The sequence below is a fragment of the Anabaena sp. CCY 9910 genome (assembly GCF_963920875.1).
GTDB lineage: Bacteria > Cyanobacteriota > Cyanobacteriia > Cyanobacteriales > Nostocaceae > Trichormus > Trichormus variabilis.
Map to the genome: position 1 here is coordinate 63,515 of NZ_CAWUDJ010000029.1, position 23,593 is coordinate 87,107.

The following is a 23,593-nucleotide window of genomic DNA, read 5'->3' on the forward strand; positions in this document are numbered from 1 at the left end:
ACTCATACTCAATATGGAAACACCAGTAACTTTTATTATTTTTAAACGCCCACAAACAACAGAAAAAGTTTTCCAGGCGATTCGACAAGTCAAACCGAAAAAACTTTTTGTCATTGCCGATGGCCCCCGGAATGACCGCCCAGGTGAGGCGGAAAAGTGCGAAGCAACCAGGGCTATTATTGACAAAGTAGATTGGGAATGCGAAGTTATCAAAAATTATGCAGATACTAATTTAGGTTGTGCAACGAGAGTTTCTAGCGGCTTAGATTGGGTGTTTAATCAGGTAGGCCAGACCATCATTTTGGAAGATGATTGCATTCCACATAATAGCTTTTTTCGATTTAGTGAAGAATTACTAGAAAAATATCAAAATGATACGAGAATTTCTAGTATTTCTGCACAAAATGTCCAAGCTGGCAATAAACGGACAGATTATAGTTATTATTTCTCTCGCTATAGCCATTGTTGGGGTTGGGCAACTTGGAAACGTGCTTGGCAACATTATGATTTAAACATCAAACTCTGGCAAGAAGTGCAAGCACAAAATCTTTTATATGACATTCTGCTCGACTCAAAAGCAGTCAATTATTGGCGTAGAACATTTCAAACTATTTACAAAAATCCTACAGGCATCACTTGGGATTACCAATGGACTTTTGCTTGTTGGATGCAGGGTAGTCTAAGTATTACACCAAACGTTAATTTAGTTGCGAATGTGGGCGTGGGTGCAGATGCAACTCATTTTACATCTAATCAGGAATTTTCCTTCATCAATCTACCGACCCAACCAATGGAATTTCCCTTAAAGCATCCGCCATACATTATTCGTAACGTAGAAGCGGATACTTTTACACAAAAAGTTGTTTATAAAGCAACAGCTTTAGATATTTTTAAAGAGGAATTAAAGAAAAAACTTAATTATTCAAAATCCTATAAATAATGCCCTATAAATTACTACAACGATTAAAATAGCACTATGAATGTCAAGTTACCGGAAAAAATATTAACTATATTACTATTATTAATTGCTGTAGGAGCATTAACAATACATCCTGCACAAGAAATCTCAACCTCTCCTTTAGGTGGCGACAAGCTAGATACTTTATTCAATATAGTTTCATATTTAATTCTTTTCTTCTTTATAATTTCTTACTGGAAAGGTTTTTTATATGTCATTACCAAGGAGCCTTTACAGTTCATTTTATTAGGGATAGTTATATTATCTCTTTTATGGTCGGAAGATATTAGAACTGCTCTGAACTATACCAGAGGGCTAATCAGAATATATTTGTTAGCCATATATTTAGCCATGCGCTATTCCATAAGAGAGCAAATGAGGCTCATAGCTTTAGCTCTTGGTGTAGCCACATTATTATCTCTGTTTTTCTCTACATTCCTGCCAGATTATATTCACAAAGCGCCTGAATTAGCAGGAATGTGGAGTGGAATTTATGGACATAAAAATGAGCTAGGATACATGATGGCGTGGAGTGCGGGAATTTTTCTGCACTTAGCCTTAAGTAGTTATCAATATACTTGGTTGATGTGGACATTATGTGGTATGGCTACATCCCTAATTATCCTTTCCCGTTCTACGACATCTTTGACAATCTTATTAACAATAATCCTAATTTTACCTTTTTATAGATTTTTCAAAAAAACCAATTATAAATTACAAGTTATTATGATTGGTTTAGCTCTAATATTACTCACACTTTCTACAATATTACTGATGACTAATATTGAAAATATCGTGGGTACTTCAGGTAAAGATTTAACTTTTAACGGGCGTGCTGATCTCTGGGAACCAATAATTTCTAAAGTTTGGGAAAGACCTTGGTTTGGTTATGGATATTATGGGTTTTGGAATAGTCCTGAAGCAGCCAATGTCAGAGCAACCTACGAATGGGCTAGTAACTCCCATAATGGTTTCTTGGAACTATTGTTAGACATAGGATTTTTAGGCTTTTTGGTATTTGCAGCCGGTTTTATACGATTTTTTGTCCTGGCATTAGGTCGAATTATTTCAGTAGCCAAAAAGCCAGAAGATTATTGGCCGATGCAAATGTTAATTATCATTGTTATCGTCAATTTTTCTGAAGCCAGATTACTAACTCCGAGTTGGAACTGGTTAATGTATATCACAACTTCCTTATCCTTAAGTCTTAGCTATCAGCGAATACGCATGGGTATTAAAGAAGATTTGAAAGCAGAATTTATGTCGTCGAATCGAATAACTGTAAGGGAGTAAATAATGAATGTTTTACTAATTAATAAATCTGATATTGATGGTGGAGCAGCTCGTGCTGCTTATAGATTGCATTGTGGACTACGGCATATTGGTGTCAACTCACAGATGCTGGTGCAAGAGAAGCTAACTAATGACAAAACAGTGATTGCACCCGAAATTAGATTATTTCAAGGAATTGCTAGAGCAAAACTGACATTTGATGCCTTGCCATTAAAGTTTTATCCTCAGCGTAGTCATAACCCATATTCAGTTCAGTGGTTGCCTGATACAGTAGCTTCTAAAGTGGCAAAAATTGCTCCTGATATTATCCATCTGCACTGGATTCGGGGAGGATTTATGCAAATAGAAACAGTGGCAAAGCTGAAACAACCTCTAGTTTGGACTATTCATGACACGGGGGACTTTACTGGAGGATGTCACGTTATTGGAGAATGCGATCGCTATCAAGTTTCCTGCGGAGCCTGTCCTCAACTTAATAGTAATCATGAACAAGACATATCACGTTGGATATGGCAGCGTAAAGCCAAAGCTTGGAAAAACCTGAATATTACCTTGGTTTCACCCAGTCATTGGTTAGCAGAGTGCGCTCGCTCTAGCCCTTTGTTCCAAAATCTACCCATAAAAGTGATTCCTCACGGACTAGATACACACAAATATCGTCCCATTAGTCAACATTCTGCGCGGGAGATACTCAATCTCCCCCAAGATAAAAAACTGGTACTGTTCGGAGCAATACAAGCAACCAGTGACAGAAATAAAGGGTTTCATCTGTTGCAACCAGCTTTACAACAATTAAGCCAGTCTGCTTGGGGCGATAACTTAGAAATAGTCATTTTTGGTGCATCCCAACCCGAAAAACCAATTGATTTAGGCTTCAAAACCCACTACTTAGGACACTTGCACGACGATATCTCCTTAGCAGCCGTCTACTCAGCAGCAGATGTCATGTTAGTACCATCTCTGCAAGAGTCTTTTGGACAGACAGCCTCTGAATCACTCGCTTGTGGTACTCCCGTTGTGGCATTTAATGCCACTGGCTTAAAAGATATTATTGACCATCAGCAAAACGGCTATTTAGCTAAACCTTACGAAGCCGACGATTTTGCTCAAGGAATTAACTGGGTACTGGAAAATGAGCAGAGGCTACAAAAACTGTCATTTTACGCCAGAGAAAAAGCTGAAAGAGAATTTACCTTGGAACTTCAAGCCCGTCGCTATTCAGCCCTTTTTCAGACAATATTACATAACAGAAATTAGTTTTTATTGAGTTAAAAATCTTATAAATAATTATTATGTCAATACCTTTAGCTTTCATAATTTGTACAGAACCTGGTCGATTAGAAGCCCAATCCTTAATGCTGGCTACCAGTATTCGTAAGTTTTGTGGCAATTTAAAAGATACACCCATATATAGTTTTCATCCTAGAGTTGGTGAGCCAATATCTCAACAAACCCAAGAAGCTTTTGCAGCATTACAAGTCATTCACCAACAAATTCCGATTAACCAAGAATTTCATGAATACTATTTAGCGAATAAACCCTTAGTTTGTGCCTATGCAGAACAGAATATTGATGCAGAAATATTAGTTTTTCTAGATAGCGATAAATGCTTGTTTGCTGAACCAACAGAATTTTTACTGCCGGAAAATTGTAACGTGCGGGTACGTCCTGAGTATGGGCAAGGAATCGGCTCGACAGGTTCGCAAGACCCTCAAGAATGGTACTGGCAAAGATTATACCAAGTGCTGGGGGTCAAGCGTGAGATATTTGTTAACACGCCCATTGGCAATAAAAGAATTAGAGCCTATTGGAATTCTGGTTTAGTCGCTGTGAGAAGAAGTGCAGGTATATTTACAGCTTGGAAAGAAAATTTTACCAAAGTAATGCACCTGGATATAACTCCTCCTCAAGGCATTTACTTTGTTGAACAGTCTGTCTTGTCGGTGACACTATGTGCCTTAACAGATAATGTAGAACATTTCTCTCATAACTACAGTTATCCTCTACCTTTACACAATCGCTTATCACCAGAACTACGGTTGCAGGACTGGGATGAAATTACATCCATTCATTATTTCAATTTATTTTTTTATAACGACTGGAATACACAGATTAAAAAATTGAAAAAATTCAATATTAATTCTGATAAATATAAGTGGTTATCCCAAGAGGTTGTCAGGCTTAATATGTCTCGCACATCAGTGTTACATAGATATATGTTAGCAATTAGAAGAATAGAGCAGAAACTACAAAAGTTCAATATAAAAATTAATTTGAGTAGCTTGATAGAGAAGACAGCTAAATTCTAAAAATCAAATCTGCAAAAATAACGGAAAGTTTCTGATTTTTAACTATTGTTTTCAGGAAAATTATATGAGGTAAATGAGATGGAGCAGCCAACCCTAGCGGTAATCATGACTTGCCACAACCGACGTAATACCACTCTTGCTTGTTTACAAGCTCTATATCAACAAACCAATCATTTTGATGTTTATTTAACTGATGATGGTAGTACTGATGGTACAGCAGAGTTAATTAAAGCAGAATATCCAAATGTCAAAATCCTTCAGGGGGATGGTAATTTATTCTGGGTTGGGGGAATGCACCTGGCCTTTGGTGAAGCGATAAAAAATGAGTATGATTACTACCTGTGGTTGAATGACGACACATTTCTCGCAGCCGATGCTTTAGAGAAGTTATTGCAGGTTCATCAAAATTTGGCAGCACAAGGTTATGAACAATCAATTGTAGTCGGTTCTACTCAAGACCCGATTACGAAGCAAGCCACTTATGGCGGAGCCGTGAAATCGAAAAAGTGGTATTCTAACAAATTTGAATTTTTAGAACCAACTTCAGATGTACAAAAATGCGATGCTATGTATGGAAACTGCGTTCTCATTCCTCATAGTGTCACCCTGAAAGTTGGTAATATTGATACTGCTTTTATTCACAGTTTGGGAGATTTGGATTACGCTCTCAGAGCGCGTAAATTAGGTTGTCACGTATGGGCAGCACCCGGTTATATAGGTACTTGTAATAAAAATTCCTTCCGGAATAGCTGGGTAGATACAAATCTTACTGTATTAGAACGCTTACGAAAAATTCTACAAATAAAAGGATTTCCGTTGCAACCCTGGACTACATTTTGTAGCAGACACTCTGGGCCATTCTGGGTATTTTATTGGTTTTTGCCTTATATCAGAGCAATCATTGGTTACAAGAATTTGGCAACTTCTCCCACCTTCTCTGAAGACCCCAAAGAACCTAAGCCAGAAGTTTAATTACTCCTGTAGAGGTATTTATCAAATGTAGTTGCATAAGAGATATTACTTCTAGTAAATAATTGAACAAATCTGAAAAAATACCTGCCTTAAATTAGAAAAAATATCTCAATCTTTCTATGGGTAAACGCTTACTTATTGTTTCTAATCTTGATTCTAGCCAACCATTTGGCGCTTTTACTAGACCTTTTTACTTAGGACAGAATCTCACGCAATATTTTCAAGTTTTTCAGTTGGGTCTAGATTGTTCGGCTGTAGACTATGCCCCTTCTCTTTCTATTGGCTCACGCAGTCTGAAGTCGTACATTCAAAATATTCAAAAGTGCATTGATGAATTTGCACCAGATATTGTCTATGCTCAAGAAACATTACCTAGTTTAGCTGCTCTCATTGCAACTAAGTTGAAGAAAAAGAATAATTTTTCCCTAGTCTTAGATTTTCATACTTTTTCACCATATGAATATTGGACACGCTTGTTTTCAGTAGCCAATCCTTTTAAAGAATTTACCCAATTAATTAAAACGTATATTGCTCAAGGACTATTAGTGTTCTCTGGATGCCCAATAATTGCGGCGGGTGAATCAACACCTCAACTAATTTCCCAGTGGTATGGTAAGAATCATCAAAAGATTTATTGTATAGGTAATGGAGTAGCTGAAGACCTACTGAATAATGAATCGCGTTTGGCTAAAGACCCTTACCAAGCATTAAGACCAGCTAAAATAGTCGTTGTTATTGCTCCTAAAACATTTCAGTTCCCTACTAATGATATGTCCGTATCCATGACTATGGAGGTGGCAAAATCCCTTGAGAGTCATCAGCAAAACATTCATTTTATTGTCATTGGTAGGGATAGTAGCGATATTGCAGAACCCATTCCCTCTAATATTTCTTTTTTAGGGTTTCTACCTAAACGTGAAGATTTCCTTGAGCATCTTCAATATGCAGACATTGCCTTGCTGCCATTCCCTAAGCAAGCCGTAGCAGGTGGCGCTCGCAATAAAGCCTTAGATTTTTTTGCCAGCAAAAAGTTAGTTGTCTCAACACCAGAAGGCTTGCGAGGTTTAGAAGACTTTCGTCACAAAGAGCATCTTTTAATATCTGGGTACTCTTGCGAAGAAGTTGCTAATACTATTGTGGACGCTACTAGAAATATCGATGAATATCAACAGCTTGTCCAACAAGCATATTTTTTGATTAAAGAAAAATATTCTTGGACTGCCAAGAGTAAGTATACAGCAGAAATACTGATGAAGACAATAGACTCTTAACAATATTTATCTCTCTTCACAAGATATTTAACCAAAAAACTTAGTATTTTTACGTAGGTCAATGATAATATAGACTTAACCGGTTAATTATAAAAACCTTAGCTTTTGTGTGTTCCAGACTCTTAGATTTACAAAATATTTACAAGCCATGAAGAATCGGCCTTCTTATAAACTTCTTGGGGTTCGAGTAGATGCTCTTTCTATCCCTGAATTAAATGGTTTAATTGAGGAGTCTATTGAGCAGGGCAAAAAATGGATTATTGCTAATCACAACCTGCATAGCCTTTATCTATTCCACAAAGACTTAGAAATGCAAGCCTTTTATGCTAAGGCAGAATACATCCATATTGATAGTATGCCTATAGTTTTCATTGGCAAGCTGCTAGGTTTTCCGATGAAGAGAGAACAGAGAGTAACCTATGCGGATTGGGTATGGCCTCTCATGGAAGAAGCAGCCAGTAAGGGTTGGCGGATATTTTATCTAGGTTCCAAACCAGGAGTTGCTGAACAAGGAGCCAGTGTTTTGCGCCAAAAGTTTCCTGGGTTACAAATTGCTTGCTCTCACGGCTATTTTGATACTAGTGAAGAGAGTGAAGAAAATCTCACTGTTATTAAGGCCATCAATGATTACAAACCCCATGTATTAATGGTGGGGATGGGGATGCCACGGCAAGAGCATTGGATTTCCCAAAATTTGGAACGTATTCAACCCAATGCTATTTTGACCAGTGGAGCTTGCCTCGACTATGTGGCAGGGGCGATACCCACACCACCTCGTTGGATGGGAAGAATGGGGCTGGAATGGTTGTATAGGTTGTTGAGCGAACCAACTAGATTGTGGAGACGTTACTTACTTGAGCCGTGGTTTTTAGGCACTCTTTTCTTACGAGAAATCTGGAGTCTATCTAGTCAATCAAAATAGGATTTCACTATTCGTCAGACTTTGACATTAGTGTAATCAATACGTAAGGTTGATTAAAACCTGTGTTTTTAAATACCAATGATTACAATATTTTCCAGAATAAATAACTGGAAAAACATGATTATTTGATTTTTTCAAAGAAAAAACGGATGTTATTAAAACTGTTAGGAAGATTGATTTTGCATAAACCGTAAAATTAAACCTGATATTTTTTTGTTGTCAACGCTGAATATTAAGATGGAGGAATAATATACTCATGGTTTCTGGTAACGTTTCTATAGAAAGTTTAAAACCAGACTTACGCTCTGCTAACAGTCCAAGAATTCAGAGAGGGTTGTTTATCAGATTAATGCGTGTAGTAATTCTGGTATTTCTGGATGCAATATTTATAGCCTCTGCCTGGAATCTAGCAGTTTTATCTAGTAATCCTATTGAATTACTTTCGATACACAATATCTCATTTATGCTGCTCGATTTGAGCTTGGCGATCGCTATATTTCAAACAACAGGGCTATATAAAGCTGGTATTCATAGGCGGAACTATGCAGGTGTAGTTAAAGCCATTTCTTTATCATCTGTATTGTTGTTATTTGTAGAAGTTCTCTATGGACAAAACACTTATATTCCCTATACAACTTTTCTAGTGCATTGGTTATTGTCCATCAGCTTCATTTGCACTTTTCGTTATTTATTTAACTTCTTTACTAATTCAATCCGTCAAAAAGGCGCAGTACGTCACCGGATTTTTATTATTGCTGATGGTGAAGAAAAAGAGCCTTACCATGTAAAGCTACTGGAACGAGAGAATTACTTTGCAATTCAAGGTTATGCTAACTCTAAATGTTTAGATTTAGCTAATAGAGAAAGAACCTTTGCATATCTTCATGCTCAAAATGTAGATGAAGTTTTTATTGCTTGGGATACTATCAAAAATCGGTTGTTCCTTTGCTGGTATTTCTATAACGCTGGAATTACCTTGCGTTTGTTGCCAACAATGAGTGAATTTTCTCTCCCTAAATCTACGTTCGATATGATTGGAGAGGTCTTTTATCCCACAATCCCCGCACCTCTGATTGTTGGTGGTGATTTTTGGATGAAGCGATTTTTTGATCTTTGCTTTTCCTCCATCCTCATCATTTTACTTTCACCCGTATATGTGGCGATCGCTTTGGTGATCAAGTTTGATTCTCCAGGGCCGGTATTCTTCAAGCAAGAACGTGTTGGTTTACATCGCCAAACCTTTAAGATTTGGAAATTCCGGACAATGGTGACGAATGCGGAAAAAATCCAAGCCTCTTTAGAAGCTAAAAACGAAATGAAAGATGGTGTGTTTTTCAAAATGAAAGACGACCCTCGCATCACAAGAGTCGGGAAATTCTTACGCCGCTACAGTTTGGATGAATTGCCACAATTGTTTAATGTGTTCTTGGGAGAAATGAGCCTTGTCGGGCCTCGTCCTTTACCTATGCGTGATGTCCAGAAGTTCCAGAATAATCATTTTATTCGTCAAGAAGTTCTTCCTGGTATCACTGGTTTGTGGCAGGTTTCTGGACGTTCCAACATTGATAATTTCGATGACGCGTTCAAACTAGATATGGACTATATCGAAAATTGGTCTATCTGGTTGGATTGGAGAATTTTGTTACAAACCTTTAAAGTTGTGATTCAGAAGACAGGCGCACATTGATTTGAATCAACATCAAGGTTCTGAATAAGGGGTGTAGGTGTTAAAACGCTTACACCCTTTTCAAATTGGGATTTATAGCTCTAGCTGGAAAGGGGAATATGACAGCTACTATCTAGCAAATATGCAGTACCTATGTGAATGGACTTGAAGAAGCTGCTTTTAAGAAGGCTATTCTCTAGCAAATAGATAGCACCTATTGGAATCATCTTGAAGCAGCAGCCTTGATAAAAGATTGAGCGATCGCTTTACGAGCAAGTTTAGGTTTCAGATTCTCGTCGTAGGGAAGTGGACGCAAAAACTTATGGTAGCTGGGATTTCCCTTAAATTTTTGCGGCATCCAATCAGGGTGACGTATCCAGCTATGGCGATCAGTAATACCCCAAGTAATGATGGTATCAACTCCGTTAGCAAAGCATAAGTCAAGATATCGCTGATAAGAGTCTGCCACCATTTGATCGAGCTTTTCGATAGTGTCTGGTAGAGGGGTATCAATAATAATATCTAGTTCGGTAATTACTGGTTTAACTTCCAGTTCTTTGAGCCTTTTTAAAACACCAACAAATCCTTTTTCATCAAAAGGATAATTGGTAGAAAACCACAGATGGGACTGGATACCTGCTCCATCTATCTTCGCGCCATTATTCTTGAGATACTCAATCATTTTTAAGAAATACCTGGATTTCCAGGTATCACCTTCAATGGAGAAATCATTGAGGTAAAATTTCTTGCTGCTATCAATCGAAGCGGCGATTAAAAACACATCTCGAATTAATTCTGGTTTTACGCCTTTATGTAAGCCATAGGTAGAGGCCTTAGCTTCGTCTTCACTGTAGGCAATAATTTCATTAGCGATATCCCAAGATGTTAAAACCTGACTATGGCGATAATGCCCCATCACGCCGTTAAAGTGCCGTTCGATCATGGGTATAGTGGGGGGGTAAGGAAGCCAGTCTGGTTTTGCCATGTTCCAGAACAGGGTATGTCCGTGCATTTTCAGGTTATTCTTTTGGCAGAAGTTGGCGATCGCATCAGCTGCTGCAAAAGTAAAATATCCAGGCTGCGGTTCAGTGGCATTCCATTTTAATTCGCCATTGGGTGTCACAATTGAACATTCACGGGCAATTAATTTTGCGTAGTCGGGATATTTTTTTAAAGTTTCACTGTCAACTGCTGCACCATAGCGTTTTCCTTTGGCAGCAGCTAATTGCCGCAACGGAAAATTCGTATTTATTGCCGCAATATCCGTACTACGGATATCCCTCTGTTTATCCCTTTGTAAAAACCCCATCGTCAAGAAAGCAGATAGAGTTGTGTATCCTGCTCTCTTTAAAAATTTTCTCCGATGGAACATAAATAATACCTAATAGAAAACACAGGAGTCATTATATTGCACATTAAAGTTTTACAGTTTTTATAGCAGTTTTACTGACGAAATATAAAAAAATAAATGTTAAACAATCAGAGAAAATATACTTCCTAAAAACCATTACAATCGTTCACTCATCCCGATATTTCCTTGTAAGCCACCAGTGTGAATCATCAAAATGCGATGACCTACGGTCGGTCGGAGACCATCGCCTTTTGTAAAATATCTTTGCTTTAACAAGTCCATCACACCATAAAACATTTTCGCGGTATACACGTAATCAAGGGGTACGCCGTGGGTTTGGGTAAACTGCTGACTGAACACGATAAGATCATCTTTCACCTTGGCGTAACCGCCAAAATGGTAATCGCAAACTAATTCCCAAGAGGCGGGAGAACTAGATGAAATGGGCAACCCCGCCGCGACATAATTATTCATAAACTGAGTAATTTCCTGTGCGAGAAAACCCCCATTTTTTAACACAGGAAAACCGATCACACGTTGCTTCCGTTCCAATGCCAGAGCGATACCTGCTAGGGTGGTGGCTGTGCCACAAGCTACACACACAATATCAAATGCTTGTGTTGTGGCACTGATGATTTCTAGACAACCGCGCACACCATTCAAATTACTACCACCTTCAGGAATGATAAATACATCACCAAAGCGTTTCCTTAAGTCTGCGTGTAATATGGTGCTGTTCCGTTGTCGATAGGTTTCCCTGTCCACATAGACAAGCTGCATACCTTGTTTTGTGGCAAAACTTAGTGTGGGATTTAAGGGTAAGGTTTCCTCCCCGCGAATCACACCAATAGTCTGGAAACCTAACAGATTACCGGCGGCGGCTGTAGCAAAGATGTGATTAGAATATGCGCCACCAAAGGTAAGTAATGTTGTATAACCTTTCTCCTTGGCTTCTAAGAGATTGTATTTGAGCTTGTACCACTTATTACCGTTTACCCAAGGGTGCATTAAATCAAGGCGTAATACATCAATTTCTACGCCAGCGTTGTTAGCAATCTCACTATTGATTTTTTGTATTGGGGGAGGAACAAAGGTCAATGACATCGATCCTTGTTAGTAATTATGCAATTTAGGGGCGCGTTAGCTTATCAATGATTAACATTGATTATTTTCAATGCTAATGCAATTTCCATGAATAATAAACTTTGCTAATAAATGGCTTCAGGAATTGGCATTTTACCAAATAGGATTCTCAGTTCAATATAAGAAGAAGAATATTTAACACTTAATCATATTTTTTGGGAGAAAACCTATGGTTGCACTCACCGAAGATACACAAGCTAATGCCAACAGAGGACGTTTGACAGTGCAAACTGTGGAAATTGCAGCTGAAACAACTGCTATTCGCTGTCTGGATTGGGATCGGGAGCGTTTCGATATTGAATTTGGTTTACGTAATGGCACCACATATAATTCTTTCTTAATTCAAGGTGAAAAAATTGCTTTAGTTGACACTTCACACCGCAAGTTTGAGAAACTCTATCTAGAGATAGTTGCTGGATTAATCGACCCAAACACAATAGACTATTTGATTATTAGTCACACAGAACCAGACCATAGCGGCTTAGTAAGGGATATCTTACAACTAGCTCCTAATATCACTATTGTTGGGGCTAAAGTCGCAATTCAATTTTTAGAAAATATGGTTCACCAACCATTTAAATCCCTTCAGGTGAAAAGTGGAGAACGCTTAGATTTAGGTAATGGCCACAACTTAGAATTTGTTTCTGCACCGAATTTACATTGGCCAGATACAATTTTGACCTATGACCACAAAACAGGGATTCTCTACACTTGTGATGTGTTTGGGATGCACTATTGCGATGATCAGACTTATGATGAAAATTTCTTCGCCATTGAAGAAGATTTTAAATATTACTATGATTGTCTGATGGGGCCGAATGCTAGGTCTGTGTTGGCAGCTTTAAAACGCATTGAAAACTTAACAATCAACACAGTAGCTACAGGACACGGGCCTCTACTACAAAATCATATTAGCGAGTGCTTAGGCAGGTATCAAACCTGGAGTTTAGAACAAGCTAAAACAGAGACATTAGTTGCTTTGTTTTATGCTGAAGATTATGGCTATAGTGAACATTTAGTACATACTTTGGGGCATGGATGTACTAAAACAGGTGTGGCGGTAGAACTGATAGACTTAAATACTGCTGAACCACAAGAAGTAAGAGAATTAGTTGCTCAAGCATCTGGCTTAGTCATCGCCATGCCATCCCAATATTCACTGACAGCCCAGGCAGCATTAAATACTATCTTGGCGGCTGTACATCATAAACAGGCCATAGGCTTATTAGAGTCTGGTGGTGGAGAAGATGAACCTGTTTTTCCTTTACGCAATAAGTTTCAAGAATTGGGATTAGTTGAAGCTTTCCCCCCAATTTTAATTAAAGAAGCTCCCACACAAACCACAGAACAACTTTGTGAGGAAGCTGGTACAGATATAGGGCAATGGTTGACACGCGATCGCACCATCAAACAAATCAAATCCATCAACACCGACTTAGAGAAAGCCTTAGGGCGGATTAGCACTGGCTTATATATCATCACTACCAAAAAAGGAGAAATTCAAGGTGCCATGTTCGCCTCATGGGTGACACAAGCTAGCCTCAATCCTTTAGGAGTAGCCATTGCCGTCTCCAAAGAACGCGCCATTGAATCCTTAATGCACGTAGGCGATCGCTTTGTTTTGAATGTTCTGGAAGAAGATAACTATCAAGGATTGATGAAACATTTCCTCAAACGCTTTGCCCCTGGTGCAGACCGCTTTGCAGGCATCAAAACCTACCCAGCCACCGACGGTTCCCCCATTCTTGCAGAATCCCTAGCTTACACAGAATGCGAAATCACCAGCCGTATTGACTGTGGCGACCATTGGATTATCTACAGCATTGTTCACGTCGGCAGAGTTGCCAACGTCCATGCAATGACAGCCGTTCATCATCGCAAAGTTGGCAATCATTACTAATTAAGCACTGGGGACTGGGTTAACAATTCAAAATTCAAAATTCAAAATTCAAAATAAAAGTCTAAGTGAAAATCCCCAGTCCCCAGTCCCCAATCCCCAATCCCCAGTCCCCAATCCCCAATCCCCAGTCCCCAATCCCCAATCCCCAGTCCCCAATCCCCAGTCCCCAATCCCCAATCCCCAGTCCCCAGTCCCCAATCCCCAGTCCCCAATCCCCAATCCCCAATCCCCAATCCCATGTACAAACCTGTAGAAGATAGCCCAATTTCCGTGTACGAAATCAATCGGGGTCGCATTGTCCGCACCTTGGAATTGATTCAAGATGTGATTGTGATTTCCTTATGTATCGGTTTATTTAGCTTCATGGCTATTCAGGTATGGGATATGTTCCTTTCCCTGCTTCCACCTTTAGATTTCCATGTTGTCACTGCCGATATTTTGTTTCTGCTGATTTTAGTCGAGTTATTCCGACTGTTGATTATCTACCTCCAAGAACAACGCATATCTATAGGCGTGGCGGTAGAGGTTTCCATTGTCTCTGCTTTGCGAGAAGTCATTGTTAAAGGTGTATTAGAAACTAATTGGAGTCAAGTTTTAGCAACTTGTGCCTTCTTATTAGTTTTGGGAATATTGCTGGTTTTGCGAGTTTGGCTACCGCCCACTTTTGAAGGGATTGACCCAGAACAACGAATAGCCAAGCGCTATCAAAAAATGCAGGCAAACGGACGAGATTAGCTAGATACCTGACTTCTTCAGCGAGTCGGGTATCTAATAACCCACCAATCTTTAAAGGAGAATTGAATATGACTATTGCAACTTCCAGCCGTCCCAGAGATGTACAAGTGGCGGATATTGGTGAACATACGCTGATTTTGCGATCGCGCACTTGGGAGCGTCTAAAATTTGAAGTTGAGTATTCCCGTCAACGAGGAACTACGGCAAATTCCTATCTTATCCAAGCTGATAAAAAAGCCTTAATTGACCCGCCTGGTGAATCTTTTACGGCAATTTACTTAGAACAACTAGCCCAATATCTCGATTTCACCACTCTGGATTACATCATTCTGGGTCATGTCAACCCCAACCGCCGAGTGACCCTACAAGAGTTACTCTTCAAAGCACCACAAGCTACTTTAATTTGTTCTCGTCCTGCGGCTAACGCCTTGAAAACGGCTTTTCCTGAATGGGAATCACGGATTCAAGCGGTACGCTTTGAAGATATTCTCGACTTAGGACAAGGACATCAACTCACATTTGTCACCGCGCCTACTCCCCGTTGGCCGGATGGTTTGTTTACTTACGACTCAGCCACTAAAATTCTCTACACAGACAAATTTTTTGGCGCTCATATCTGCGAAGATACTTTATTTGATGAAGACTGGAAAAAATTAGACGCGGAACGCCATTATTACTTCGACTGTCTCCACGCACCCCAAGCCAAACAAGTTGAAGCAGCTTTAGATAAAGTAGTCATGCTGGGGGCTAGATGTTATGCGCCTGGTCATGGCCCGGTGGTGCGTTATAGCCTCAGTCGTTTTACTTATGATTACCGTCAATGGTGTCAAGGACAGAAGGCGCAAGATTTAAATGTGGCACTGCTTTATACTTCCGCTTATGGCAACACTGGCATTTTAGCGAATGCGATCACTCAAGGTTTGGTGCAAAACGATGTTAATGTCCAATCCGTCAACTGTGAACTGTGGCGGATACGGCAGAAATTACCCGCATTGTGGAAGCTTGTGATGGCATAATTATCGGTTCCCCCACCTTGGGCGGCCATGCACCAACACAAATTCAAACAGCTTTAGGTGTAGTCCTCTCAACGGCGGCAAAAACTAAGTTAGCTGGGGTGTTTGGTTCCTACGGCTGGAGTGGCGAAGCCATAGATTTAATTGAAAGTAAGCTCAAAGATGCCAATTACCGTTTAGGCTTTGATACAATTCGAGTCCGCTTTAGTCCTACCCCAGAAATTCTGCAACAGTGTCAAGCCGCAGGAGCAACTTTCGCCCAAACTTTAAAGAAAAACAAAAAATTACGTACTCCTCGCCAAGTAATTCCCGAAGCCAAAATAGACCGTACTGAACAAGCAGTAGGGAGAATTATTGGCTCACTGTGTGTAGTTACAACCCGTGACCAAGAAAGCCACAAAGGTATCTTAACTTCTTGGGTATCTCAAGCAACCTTTAATCCGCCAGGGATTATGATGGCGATCGCTCAAGAGCAAAATGCAGATTTAATGAGTCATATTGGTGATCAATTTGTCTTGAATATCCTCAAAGAAGGCAGAAATGTCCGACGCTATTTTTCCCGTCAAAGTACATTAGGCGATAATCCCTTTGCGAATCTAGAAACCAAAATAGCTGATAATGGTTGTTTAATTCTCACTGAAGCATTAGCTTACCTGGAATGTACTGTCACAAATCAACTTGAATGCGGCGACAGACTGTTAATTTATGCTGTGGTAGATAAAGGAGAAGTGTTAGCTAATGACGGTGTAACCGCCGTTGAACATCGCAAATCAGGTAGTCATTAGATTTAGGGCTTACGCAAGTCTCATAATCAAACTAACTGTAGGGTGCGTCAGACCTAATAATTTCGTACAAATTCAGGAATTTTCTACATCTGACGCACCCTACCATTGTACCAGTTGCGTAGAGAAATTTTTCCTGAAAGCTTTTACCACAGAATTATATTTTAAGCGCCTAACGCACCGCCACATAACAAGGTGCGTTAGGCTACGTAAGTTTTTATATTAAGTTAAGTGGCATGATAGTACTGTGACAAATGGGAATTAAAATTTTCCAACGCACAAGCACGCCAAGTCATAACTCTCCGCGCCCCTCTGTCTTGAAAAGTTTCCTACGGAGGGAAACCCTCCTTCTCCTGACGGAGACGCTACGCGAACAGAACTTTTCGCCGCGCCAACCTTTGCGTCACTCTGCGTTAAAAAAAGGATCTAAACCAATGACAATCAAAAACTTAGATGTCCTCATTAACTCCCTAGAAAGCATTGAAACTATCACTGAACCCAATCAAGTAGCAAAATTATCCCAGGACTACCACACCTTTAGCCCCGTACTTGTCCCGAAACTGGCAGGCAAAGTTGGTGATATTGTAGTCCGCCCCGCCAATGAACAAGAAGTCATCAAAGTTGCTGCTGTTTGTGCAGAACATCGCGTACCTGTAACTGTCAGAGGCGCAGGAACTGGCAACTACGGGCAGTGCGTACCTCTGCATGGAGGTGTCATTTTAGACATGACAAAATTACAAGAAATCCTCTGGGTAAAACCAGGTGTAGCTAGGGTAGAAGCTGGGGTGAAATTAGCAGCCTTAGATAAAAAAGCACGAGAAACGGGCTGGGAAATGCGGATGGCCCCTTCTACCTATCGTACAGCCACAATTGGCGGATTTATTGCAGGTGGTAGTGGTGGTATTGGTTCAGTACAATATGGTTTACTAGGCGATCGCGGTAATCTTTTAGGATTGCGAGTTGTCACCCTAGAAACAGAACCCCGTGTCATTGAGTTACGTGGCGACGATGTACAGAAAGTAAACCATGCTTGGGGAATTAACGGCATTATCACACAAGTAGAAATTCCTATGGGGCCTGCCTATCCTTGGGCTGAAGTAATTGTTACCTTCGACGACTTCATCACAGCTGCCACGTTTGGACAAGCTTTAGCTAATGCTGATGGCATGATTAAAAAGCTAGTCACTATCTTTGCGTCACCAATTCCTCAATACTTCCACCCACTACAGCCATACATCCCTAAAGATACTCACCCAGCTTTTCTGATAGTTGCCGAAACCAGTTTAGAATCATTACCTGGGTTAGTGCAGCAATATGGTGGACAAATCACCTACCAAAAGCCAGCCCAGGAAGCAGGTAAGGGATTAAATCTAGCTGAATTTACTTGGAACCACACTACTTTACACGCCCGAAATGTAGATACTTCCCTTACATATTTACAAAGCATTATTCCTGCGGATAAAGGCTTGGAATTAGTCGCGGATTTATATCATTACTTTGGTGATGAAGTGATGGTTCATTTAGAATTTATTCGCGTCAATGGTATGGTAATACCTGCGGCTTTGCAACTTGTGCGCTACTCCACAGAAGAACGCTTAAATGAAATTATCCGCTACCACGAAGCTAAAGGCGTATTTATTGCCAATCCCCACACATATATTATTGAAGACGGCGGCAGGAAAGTGATTGACCCTGAGCAATTAAAATTTAAAGAAATTGTTGACCCCTACGGGTTAATGAATCCTGGCAAAAGTAAAGTATTAAAGTTTTCATAAATTCATCAAGTTATTTTTAAAAATCTTCACTTATTAAAAAAGGGAAATTGTATCAATGGTTTAGTAGTTAAATGGCGAGTCAGTGTGCTAACAATGACTTCCGCCATCTCTCTCAGCGCAATTGCACAAAATGATAAAGTCTAGGCGATGGAATAAAATGCCCCTATGACAGTATTAAAATCAAAAACTAAGGGTTTTAAAAAGTCGGCAAAAGATTCACAGGCAGAAACTCCCAGCCTGAGTATCAAAGAACGACTAGCCCAAAAACGCAAAGTAGCCCAGGCACGAAAAGAACTCATTAGCATAGTCAGTACTGTTACCTTTGTGAGCCTTTTTGTCGGGCTGGCAGTATTTTTAGTAGCCGGGATTAAGACGGCTATTCCCCTTGTCTTAGGGATCATTATCATGTCCCTTTGCTACAAATACCCTCGTATGGGACTTATCGCGTTCTTAATATACGTACCGGCTGGTGGTACTATCACTTACTACATTGGTAACAGTCCCATTCTGCAATTAGCAAAAGATGCGTTCTACTTTCCAGCCCTAATTGCAATTTGGCAAGCTTGCCGTAAGCAAAAATTACCTTTAATCGTTCCCCCAGCAATTAGAATACCCCTATTTGTTTTACTGGGTACGTGTCTTTTGACACTGTTGTTTGTTAATGGCGCACAACAATTCAACCCTCCTGACCTTGGCCCATTCAAACAAGCCAGTAATGAAATACCTTTAGGTATGGGTATTTTGGGACTAAAGGTGCTTTTAGGTTATTTACCTCTGATGGGTTGTGTTTATTACTTAATGAAGGATAAAAAGGACTTTTTATTAATATCGCGCTTACAAGTCAGTCTGATTTTGATATGTGGCACACTAGGTATCTTACAGTATTTGTTGCTACTAACTGGTATATGTGAAGGTACTAGATATGCTACAGGAAATGATTTATTCAGAGCAACACTAGAAGCACGTTGTTATATTGGTGGTTCTTTAGTATACAGTCCCAGCCAAGGGATGATTAGATTGCCTGGAACCTTCGTAGCTCCTTGGCAGTGGGCATGGTTTTTAATTTCTAGTACTTTTCTGGCTTTCGCCACGGGTTTTTCTGATCCTTCCATCATTTGGCGGTTCATCAGTTTAGGTTCTATGGCGACTGTATTTATCAATGCGGTTGTCTCTGGACAAAGAATTGCCTTGACGTTAGTACCCGTCTGTTTTGTCATTCTGCTAGTACTTACAGGCCAAATCGGTAACCTGAAACGCTTTATTCCTATCGGTGCAGGTCTAGCGGCTCTGTTGGCGATCGCTATGGCTAGTAACCCGGCGGTTGTAGAAGAACGGGTCAATAGTTTGGCCAGTCGTTGGGAAGCATCACCACCCCAGGAATTTATTGTCCAGCAATTTGAAGACACCTTGAGAAGTACAAGTAATCCTCTAGGTAATGGTCTGGGTCGAGCTACTAACTCGGCTCGTACCTTGGGTTCAACTAGGTTGATTGAGACTTATTACCCTAAACTCCTGTATGAAGTGGGTTTCGCGGGAACATTTGCTTTTTTAGCATTAGTGACTGCCATAACAATTGCTGGTCACAAAGCCTATCGCTCAATCAAAGACCGTAATTTACGTACTTATGCGGCTGCTATGTGGGTGTTTATATTGTTTATTAGCTATAACACTTACTACTATCCTTTAGACGTTGACCCGGTAGCTGTATATTACTGGTTTTTCGCCGGTATATTGTTTAAATTGCCAGTCATAGACAAACAAGAAAAGGAAAATGCTGACCCTAAACAAAAGAACAAGAAAAAGCGTCCACAATTAAAACTTTTATAGACTAAACTCTCAGTATATGAGCAACAAATATGACAATGTTGTTTATGGCAGACTATTCTCTCAGCCAACAAATTTAAACTAGGTAGAAAGTCGTTATGAGTAATTTGCCTTTGATTAGTGTAGTCATACCAACCTACGGGCGAGAGGAAATCCTCAGAGATAGCATTGTCGATGTCTTAAATCAGGATTATCCAAATTATGAAGTTTTGGTAGTAGACCAGTCGCCAAAACACAAGCCAGAAATTGAAACTTACTTAGAAGAGGTAGCCGCAGCAGGTAAAGTTAAGTGGTTTCGCTTAGATTGGGCTAGTTTACCAGGCGCACGTAATTATGCGATACGGCGAGCCTCTGGAGAGATAGTTTTATTTATTGATGATGATGTCAAATTAAAGCCCGGATTTTTAGCAGCCCATGTGAAAAACTACATACAAAATCCCGATGTAGGTGCTGTAGCAGGTAGGGTATTTGACAGAATGAAATTAGGTGATTCTGGGGGAAATTTGGAGATTGAGTATCTCCCACCTGAAGCGATGGACCCAGGAGTAGCTTGGTATCATATCGACTTGGTGCATACGGTCAAACCCCAGCAAGTATTAACCGCTAGGGGTTGTAATATGTCTTTTCGTCGAGAGATTTTTACTAAGTATGGACTCAGGTTTGATGAAAGATTTCGCGGTAGTGCAGTCCGTGAAGAGTCAGATTTTTGTTTAAGGTTGCGGCAGACAGGGTATAAAATTTGGTATGACCCAGAGGCAGATTTAATCCACTTAGGGGAAGAAACGGGGGGTTGTCATGATATTAGTATGCGATCGCTCCAATATCAATTCACTTTCTACCACAATCATTTCCTCTTAGGACTGAAAAACCTCAATTTTAGCCAAGCTTTACGCCTATACGCCCGTTTATTTGATTGTCACGTCCTTGGTCGTCCCCCTTGTCACAAAAGCGGTTCTCCCGTCAAAATCGTCACCCGTGGCATATTCTATATCTTAGGTTTTTTCAGAGCGTTAGGAAGTGTCATCCAGTCAACTTGGAATGATGGTCAAATTTACAGCCGTCTGGATAAACAATCAGTAGTCAATAGTCAATAGTCAATAGTCAATAGTCAATAGTCAATAGTCAATAGTCAATGGTCATTAGTCATTAGCAAATAACAACTGACAACTGACAACTGACAACTGACAACTAACAACTAACAAATACTTATGAAAATTTTAGTTGCCAGTCACACTTATATTGTAGACCTCAACTGTCAAAAACTAAGAGCTTTATCTCAATTAGAACAGACGATTGAAGTTACAGTTGTCGTTCCTAAAACCTGGAAACCTGGTGGTGTTCAAAACAGAATTATTGAAACTCATTACCGGGATGAAGGTAATTTTAAGTTAGTTCCTGTTTCTAACTTTAGTCAAAATCATCAAGGTCTACTTACTTTTGGGGCTGATTTAATTGCTTTGTTGCGTGAGTTTCGTCCGCAAATTATTCAAGTAGAACAAGGTTCTAGGGGTCTGGCATACGCTCAAATGATTGCCTTGAATCAATTATTAAATCTGAAGGCCAAAAATATCTTTTTTACTTGGTGGAATTTACCTTATGAATTAAAATTACCCATTGCTTTATTAGAGAAATATAACCTTAATAATAGCCACGGTATTATTTCTGGTAATCAAGATGGCGCTGAAGTTTTACGACAACGGGGATATCAAGGAAAAATTAAAGTTATGCCCCAATTGGGTGTAGATGAAACTTTATTTACACCCCAAGCACAACCAGAATTAGCGGCTAAGTTAGGCATCAAATCTGATGAATTTGTGATTGGCTTTGTGGGGCGATTTGTGCCAGAAAAGGGTTTGCTTACACTTTTGCAAGCATTAACTAAGTTACCTCTAGATAAAACCTGGAAGTTACTATTATTAGGTCGTGGTTCTTTACAAGAAGAGTTAATTAAAATCGCCGCAGAAAATCATATTCAAGACAGGGTAATTATTATAGAAAGTGTTCCTCATGATGAAGTTGCCAATTATATTAATTTAATGAGTACTTTAGTTTTACCCTCAGAAACGACTTATAACTTTAAAACCTTAACTTCTGTTGGTTGGAAAGAACAATTCGGTCATGTGTTAATTGAAGCGATGGCTTGCCACGTACCTGTGATTGGTTCTGATTCCGGCGAAATACCTCATGTCATCGGTGATGCTGGTTTAGTCTTTCCTGAAGGCGATGTTCAAGCATTGGCGAATTGCTTATTGCAACTTATTGAACAACCGAATTTCACCAAAGAACTTGGTGAACGGGGTTATCAAAAAGCGATGGTTAAATATACAAATAAAGCTTTAGCAAAAGAGCAATTTGAGTTTTACCAAGAATTAGTCAATAGTCAATAGTCATTAGTCAATAGCAAATGACAAATGACTAATGACAACTAACAAAAAAGCAAATGAAAATTTTACAAATTGTCCCATCTATTTCTTTGATTTATGGTGGCCCTAGTCAAATGGTATTGGGACTATCACCAGCGTTAGTAAAAGCAGGTGCGACAGTTACAATCATTACAACTGATAGCAATGGTGATAGTGGTCAAAAACCTTTAGATGTGCCTTTGAATGTTCCTATAAAACAAGATGGTTATGAAATAATATATTTTCGCTGTTCTCCATTTCGCCGTTATAAATTTTCTTTAGATTTACTCAAGTGGTTAAAAATTCACGCCCATGAGTATGATATTGCCCATATTCATGCTTTATTTTCTCCTGTAAGTAGTGCGGCAGCCACTGTATGTCGCCAACAAAAGTTACCCTATATTTTGCGCCCTTTGGGTACTCTTGACCCGTCTGATTTACAGAAAAAAAAGCAATTGAAAAAGTTGTATGTGGAAATTATCGAACGGCGTAATTTAGCTGGTGCAGCAGCAATTCATTTTACTAGTGAACAAGAAGCGAAAGTGTCAGCTAGATTTGGTGTAGCTACGCGTGATTTAGTGATTCCGTTGGGTGTTATCCCCCCACAAAAGAAAGAAGGAAATAGCTTAGTTAATCAGTTGGGGATTCCAGAAAATATTCCGTTAATATTATTTATGTCGCGGATTGACCCAAAAAAGGGGTTAAACTTATTAATACCTGCGTTAGAAAAACTATTAGCAATCGGGAATAACTTTCATTTTGTCTTGGCTGGGACTAATCCCCAAGACCCAGATTATGAACAGCAAATAAAAGACCAAATTACTAACTCATCACTGCGATCGCATTCTACCATCACAGGTTTTGTCACTGGTGAGTTAAAAGCTAGTTTACTACAAGCGGCTGATTTATTTGTCCTACCTTCATACTATGAAAACTTTGGTATTGCGGTCGCTGAGGCAATGGTAGCAGGTGTACCTGTCGTTATTTCCGACCAAGTACATATTTGGCAACAGGTACGCGATAGTGAGTCAGGCTGGGTAGGGACAACAGATGTAGAATCACTGATAGAACTATTACAACAAGCACTACAAAATCCCCAAGAATGCCAACGCCGGGGACTAAACGCCCAAAATTACGCCTTACAAAATTTTAGCTGGGATGCGATCGCCCAGCAAATGATCCAAGCCTACCAAACAATCATCAAAACTTGAGTAATGACAACTGACTATTGACTATTGACTATTGACTATTGACTATTGACTATTGACTATTGACTA

At 39.6% G+C, this 23,593-nt stretch carries 17 protein-coding genes and 1 pseudogene; 16 read left to right on the forward strand and 2 right to left on the reverse strand.

Features of this window, described 5'->3' with window-relative positions; all coding sequences use genetic code 11:
- The first annotated feature begins 13 nt into the window (after positions 1–13).
- The 8 genes from ACM5QX_RS19910 (at position 14) to ACM5QX_RS19945 (ending at position 9,412) form a co-directional block, all read left to right on the forward strand.
- The gene (locus ACM5QX_RS19910) at positions 14–940 is read left to right on the forward strand and encodes a glycosyltransferase family 2 protein (protein ID WP_414755087.1); all 927 of its coding nucleotides are present in this window, start codon (positions 14–16) and stop codon (positions 938–940) included.
- Positions 941–976: 36 nt separating this feature from the next.
- Positions 977–2,251: an O-antigen ligase family protein gene (locus ACM5QX_RS19915; protein WP_414755088.1), complete on the forward strand. Its 1,275-nt coding sequence runs from the start codon at positions 977–979 to the stop codon at positions 2,249–2,251.
- Between the two features lie 3 nt (positions 2,252–2,254).
- Positions 2,255–3,508 (forward strand): glycosyltransferase family 4 protein, encoded by a 1,254-nt coding sequence (locus ACM5QX_RS19920; RefSeq protein WP_414755089.1) that lies wholly within the window; start codon positions 2,255–2,257, stop codon positions 3,506–3,508.
- 35 nt (positions 3,509–3,543) lie between these two features.
- Complete coding sequence (locus tag ACM5QX_RS19925; protein WP_414755090.1) at positions 3,544–4,560, forward strand: hypothetical protein; 1,017 nt, start codon at positions 3,544–3,546, stop codon at positions 4,558–4,560.
- Between the two features lie 78 nt (positions 4,561–4,638).
- The gene (locus ACM5QX_RS19930; RefSeq protein ID WP_414755091.1) at positions 4,639–5,532 is read left to right on the forward strand and encodes a glycosyltransferase family 2 protein; all 894 of its coding nucleotides are present in this window, start codon (positions 4,639–4,641) and stop codon (positions 5,530–5,532) included.
- A 119-nt stretch (positions 5,533–5,651) separates the two neighbouring features.
- Positions 5,652–6,803, forward strand: a complete 1,152-nt coding sequence (locus ACM5QX_RS19935) for a glycosyltransferase family 4 protein (protein WP_414755092.1) — start codon at positions 5,652–5,654, stop codon at positions 6,801–6,803.
- A 148-nt stretch (positions 6,804–6,951) separates the two neighbouring features.
- The gene (locus ACM5QX_RS19940; protein ID WP_414755094.1) at positions 6,952–7,725 is read left to right on the forward strand and encodes a WecB/TagA/CpsF family glycosyltransferase; all 774 of its coding nucleotides are present in this window, start codon (positions 6,952–6,954) and stop codon (positions 7,723–7,725) included.
- A 256-nt stretch (positions 7,726–7,981) separates the two neighbouring features.
- Complete coding sequence (locus ACM5QX_RS19945; protein ID WP_414755095.1) at positions 7,982–9,412, forward strand: sugar transferase; 1,431 nt, start codon at positions 7,982–7,984, stop codon at positions 9,410–9,412.
- Positions 9,413–9,614: 202 nt separating this feature from the next.
- Here the strand turns inward: ACM5QX_RS19945 and ACM5QX_RS19950 are convergent, their stop codons facing one another.
- A complete protein-coding gene (locus ACM5QX_RS19950; RefSeq protein ID WP_414755096.1) occupies positions 9,615–10,763 on the reverse strand; it encodes an endo-1,4-beta-xylanase in 1,149 nt (382 codons plus the stop codon).
- Between the two features lie 135 nt (positions 10,764–10,898).
- Positions 10,899–11,846: a 1-aminocyclopropane-1-carboxylate deaminase/D-cysteine desulfhydrase gene (locus tag ACM5QX_RS19955; RefSeq protein WP_414755097.1), complete on the reverse strand. Its 948-nt coding sequence runs from the start codon at positions 11,844–11,846 to the stop codon at positions 10,899–10,901.
- A 208-nt stretch (positions 11,847–12,054) separates the two neighbouring features.
- Between ACM5QX_RS19955 and ACM5QX_RS19960 the strand changes: the two genes are divergently transcribed.
- The 8 genes and pseudogenes from ACM5QX_RS19960 (at position 12,055) to hpsP (ending at position 23,527) form a co-directional block, all read left to right on the forward strand.
- On the forward strand, positions 12,055–13,785 hold the full coding sequence (locus ACM5QX_RS19960; protein ID WP_414755098.1) for a diflavin flavoprotein: 1,731 nt from the start codon (positions 12,055–12,057) through the stop codon (positions 13,783–13,785).
- A 237-nt stretch (positions 13,786–14,022) separates the two neighbouring features.
- On the forward strand, positions 14,023–14,520 hold the full coding sequence (locus ACM5QX_RS19965; protein WP_011318197.1) for a phosphate-starvation-inducible PsiE family protein: 498 nt from the start codon (positions 14,023–14,025) through the stop codon (positions 14,518–14,520).
- Between the two features lie 68 nt (positions 14,521–14,588).
- Positions 14,589–16,318, forward strand: a pseudogene (locus ACM5QX_RS19970) (diflavin flavoprotein).
- Between the two features lie 431 nt (positions 16,319–16,749).
- A complete protein-coding gene (locus ACM5QX_RS19975; protein WP_414755099.1) occupies positions 16,750–18,090 on the forward strand; it encodes an FAD-binding oxidoreductase in 1,341 nt (446 codons plus the stop codon).
- Positions 18,091–18,255: 165 nt separating this feature from the next.
- Entirely contained in the window at positions 18,256–19,917 is a 1,662-nt protein-coding gene (hpsL, locus tag ACM5QX_RS19980) for a hormogonium polysaccharide biosynthesis protein HpsL (RefSeq protein ID WP_414755100.1), read from the forward strand.
- Between the two features lie 95 nt (positions 19,918–20,012).
- Positions 20,013–21,008, forward strand: coding sequence for a hormogonium polysaccharide biosynthesis glycosyltransferase HpsN (hpsN, locus tag ACM5QX_RS19985; protein ID WP_414755101.1), 996 nt, complete (start codon positions 20,013–20,015; stop codon positions 21,006–21,008).
- A 114-nt stretch (positions 21,009–21,122) separates the two neighbouring features.
- Positions 21,123–22,301: a hormogonium polysaccharide biosynthesis glycosyltransferase HpsO gene (gene hpsO, locus ACM5QX_RS19990; protein WP_414755102.1), complete on the forward strand. Its 1,179-nt coding sequence runs from the start codon at positions 21,123–21,125 to the stop codon at positions 22,299–22,301.
- A gap of 53 nt (positions 22,302–22,354) precedes the next feature.
- Positions 22,355–23,527 (forward strand): hormogonium polysaccharide biosynthesis glycosyltransferase HpsP, encoded by a 1,173-nt coding sequence (gene hpsP / locus ACM5QX_RS19995; RefSeq protein ID WP_414755103.1) that lies wholly within the window; start codon positions 22,355–22,357, stop codon positions 23,525–23,527.
- Positions 23,528–23,593 lie beyond the last annotated feature (66 nt).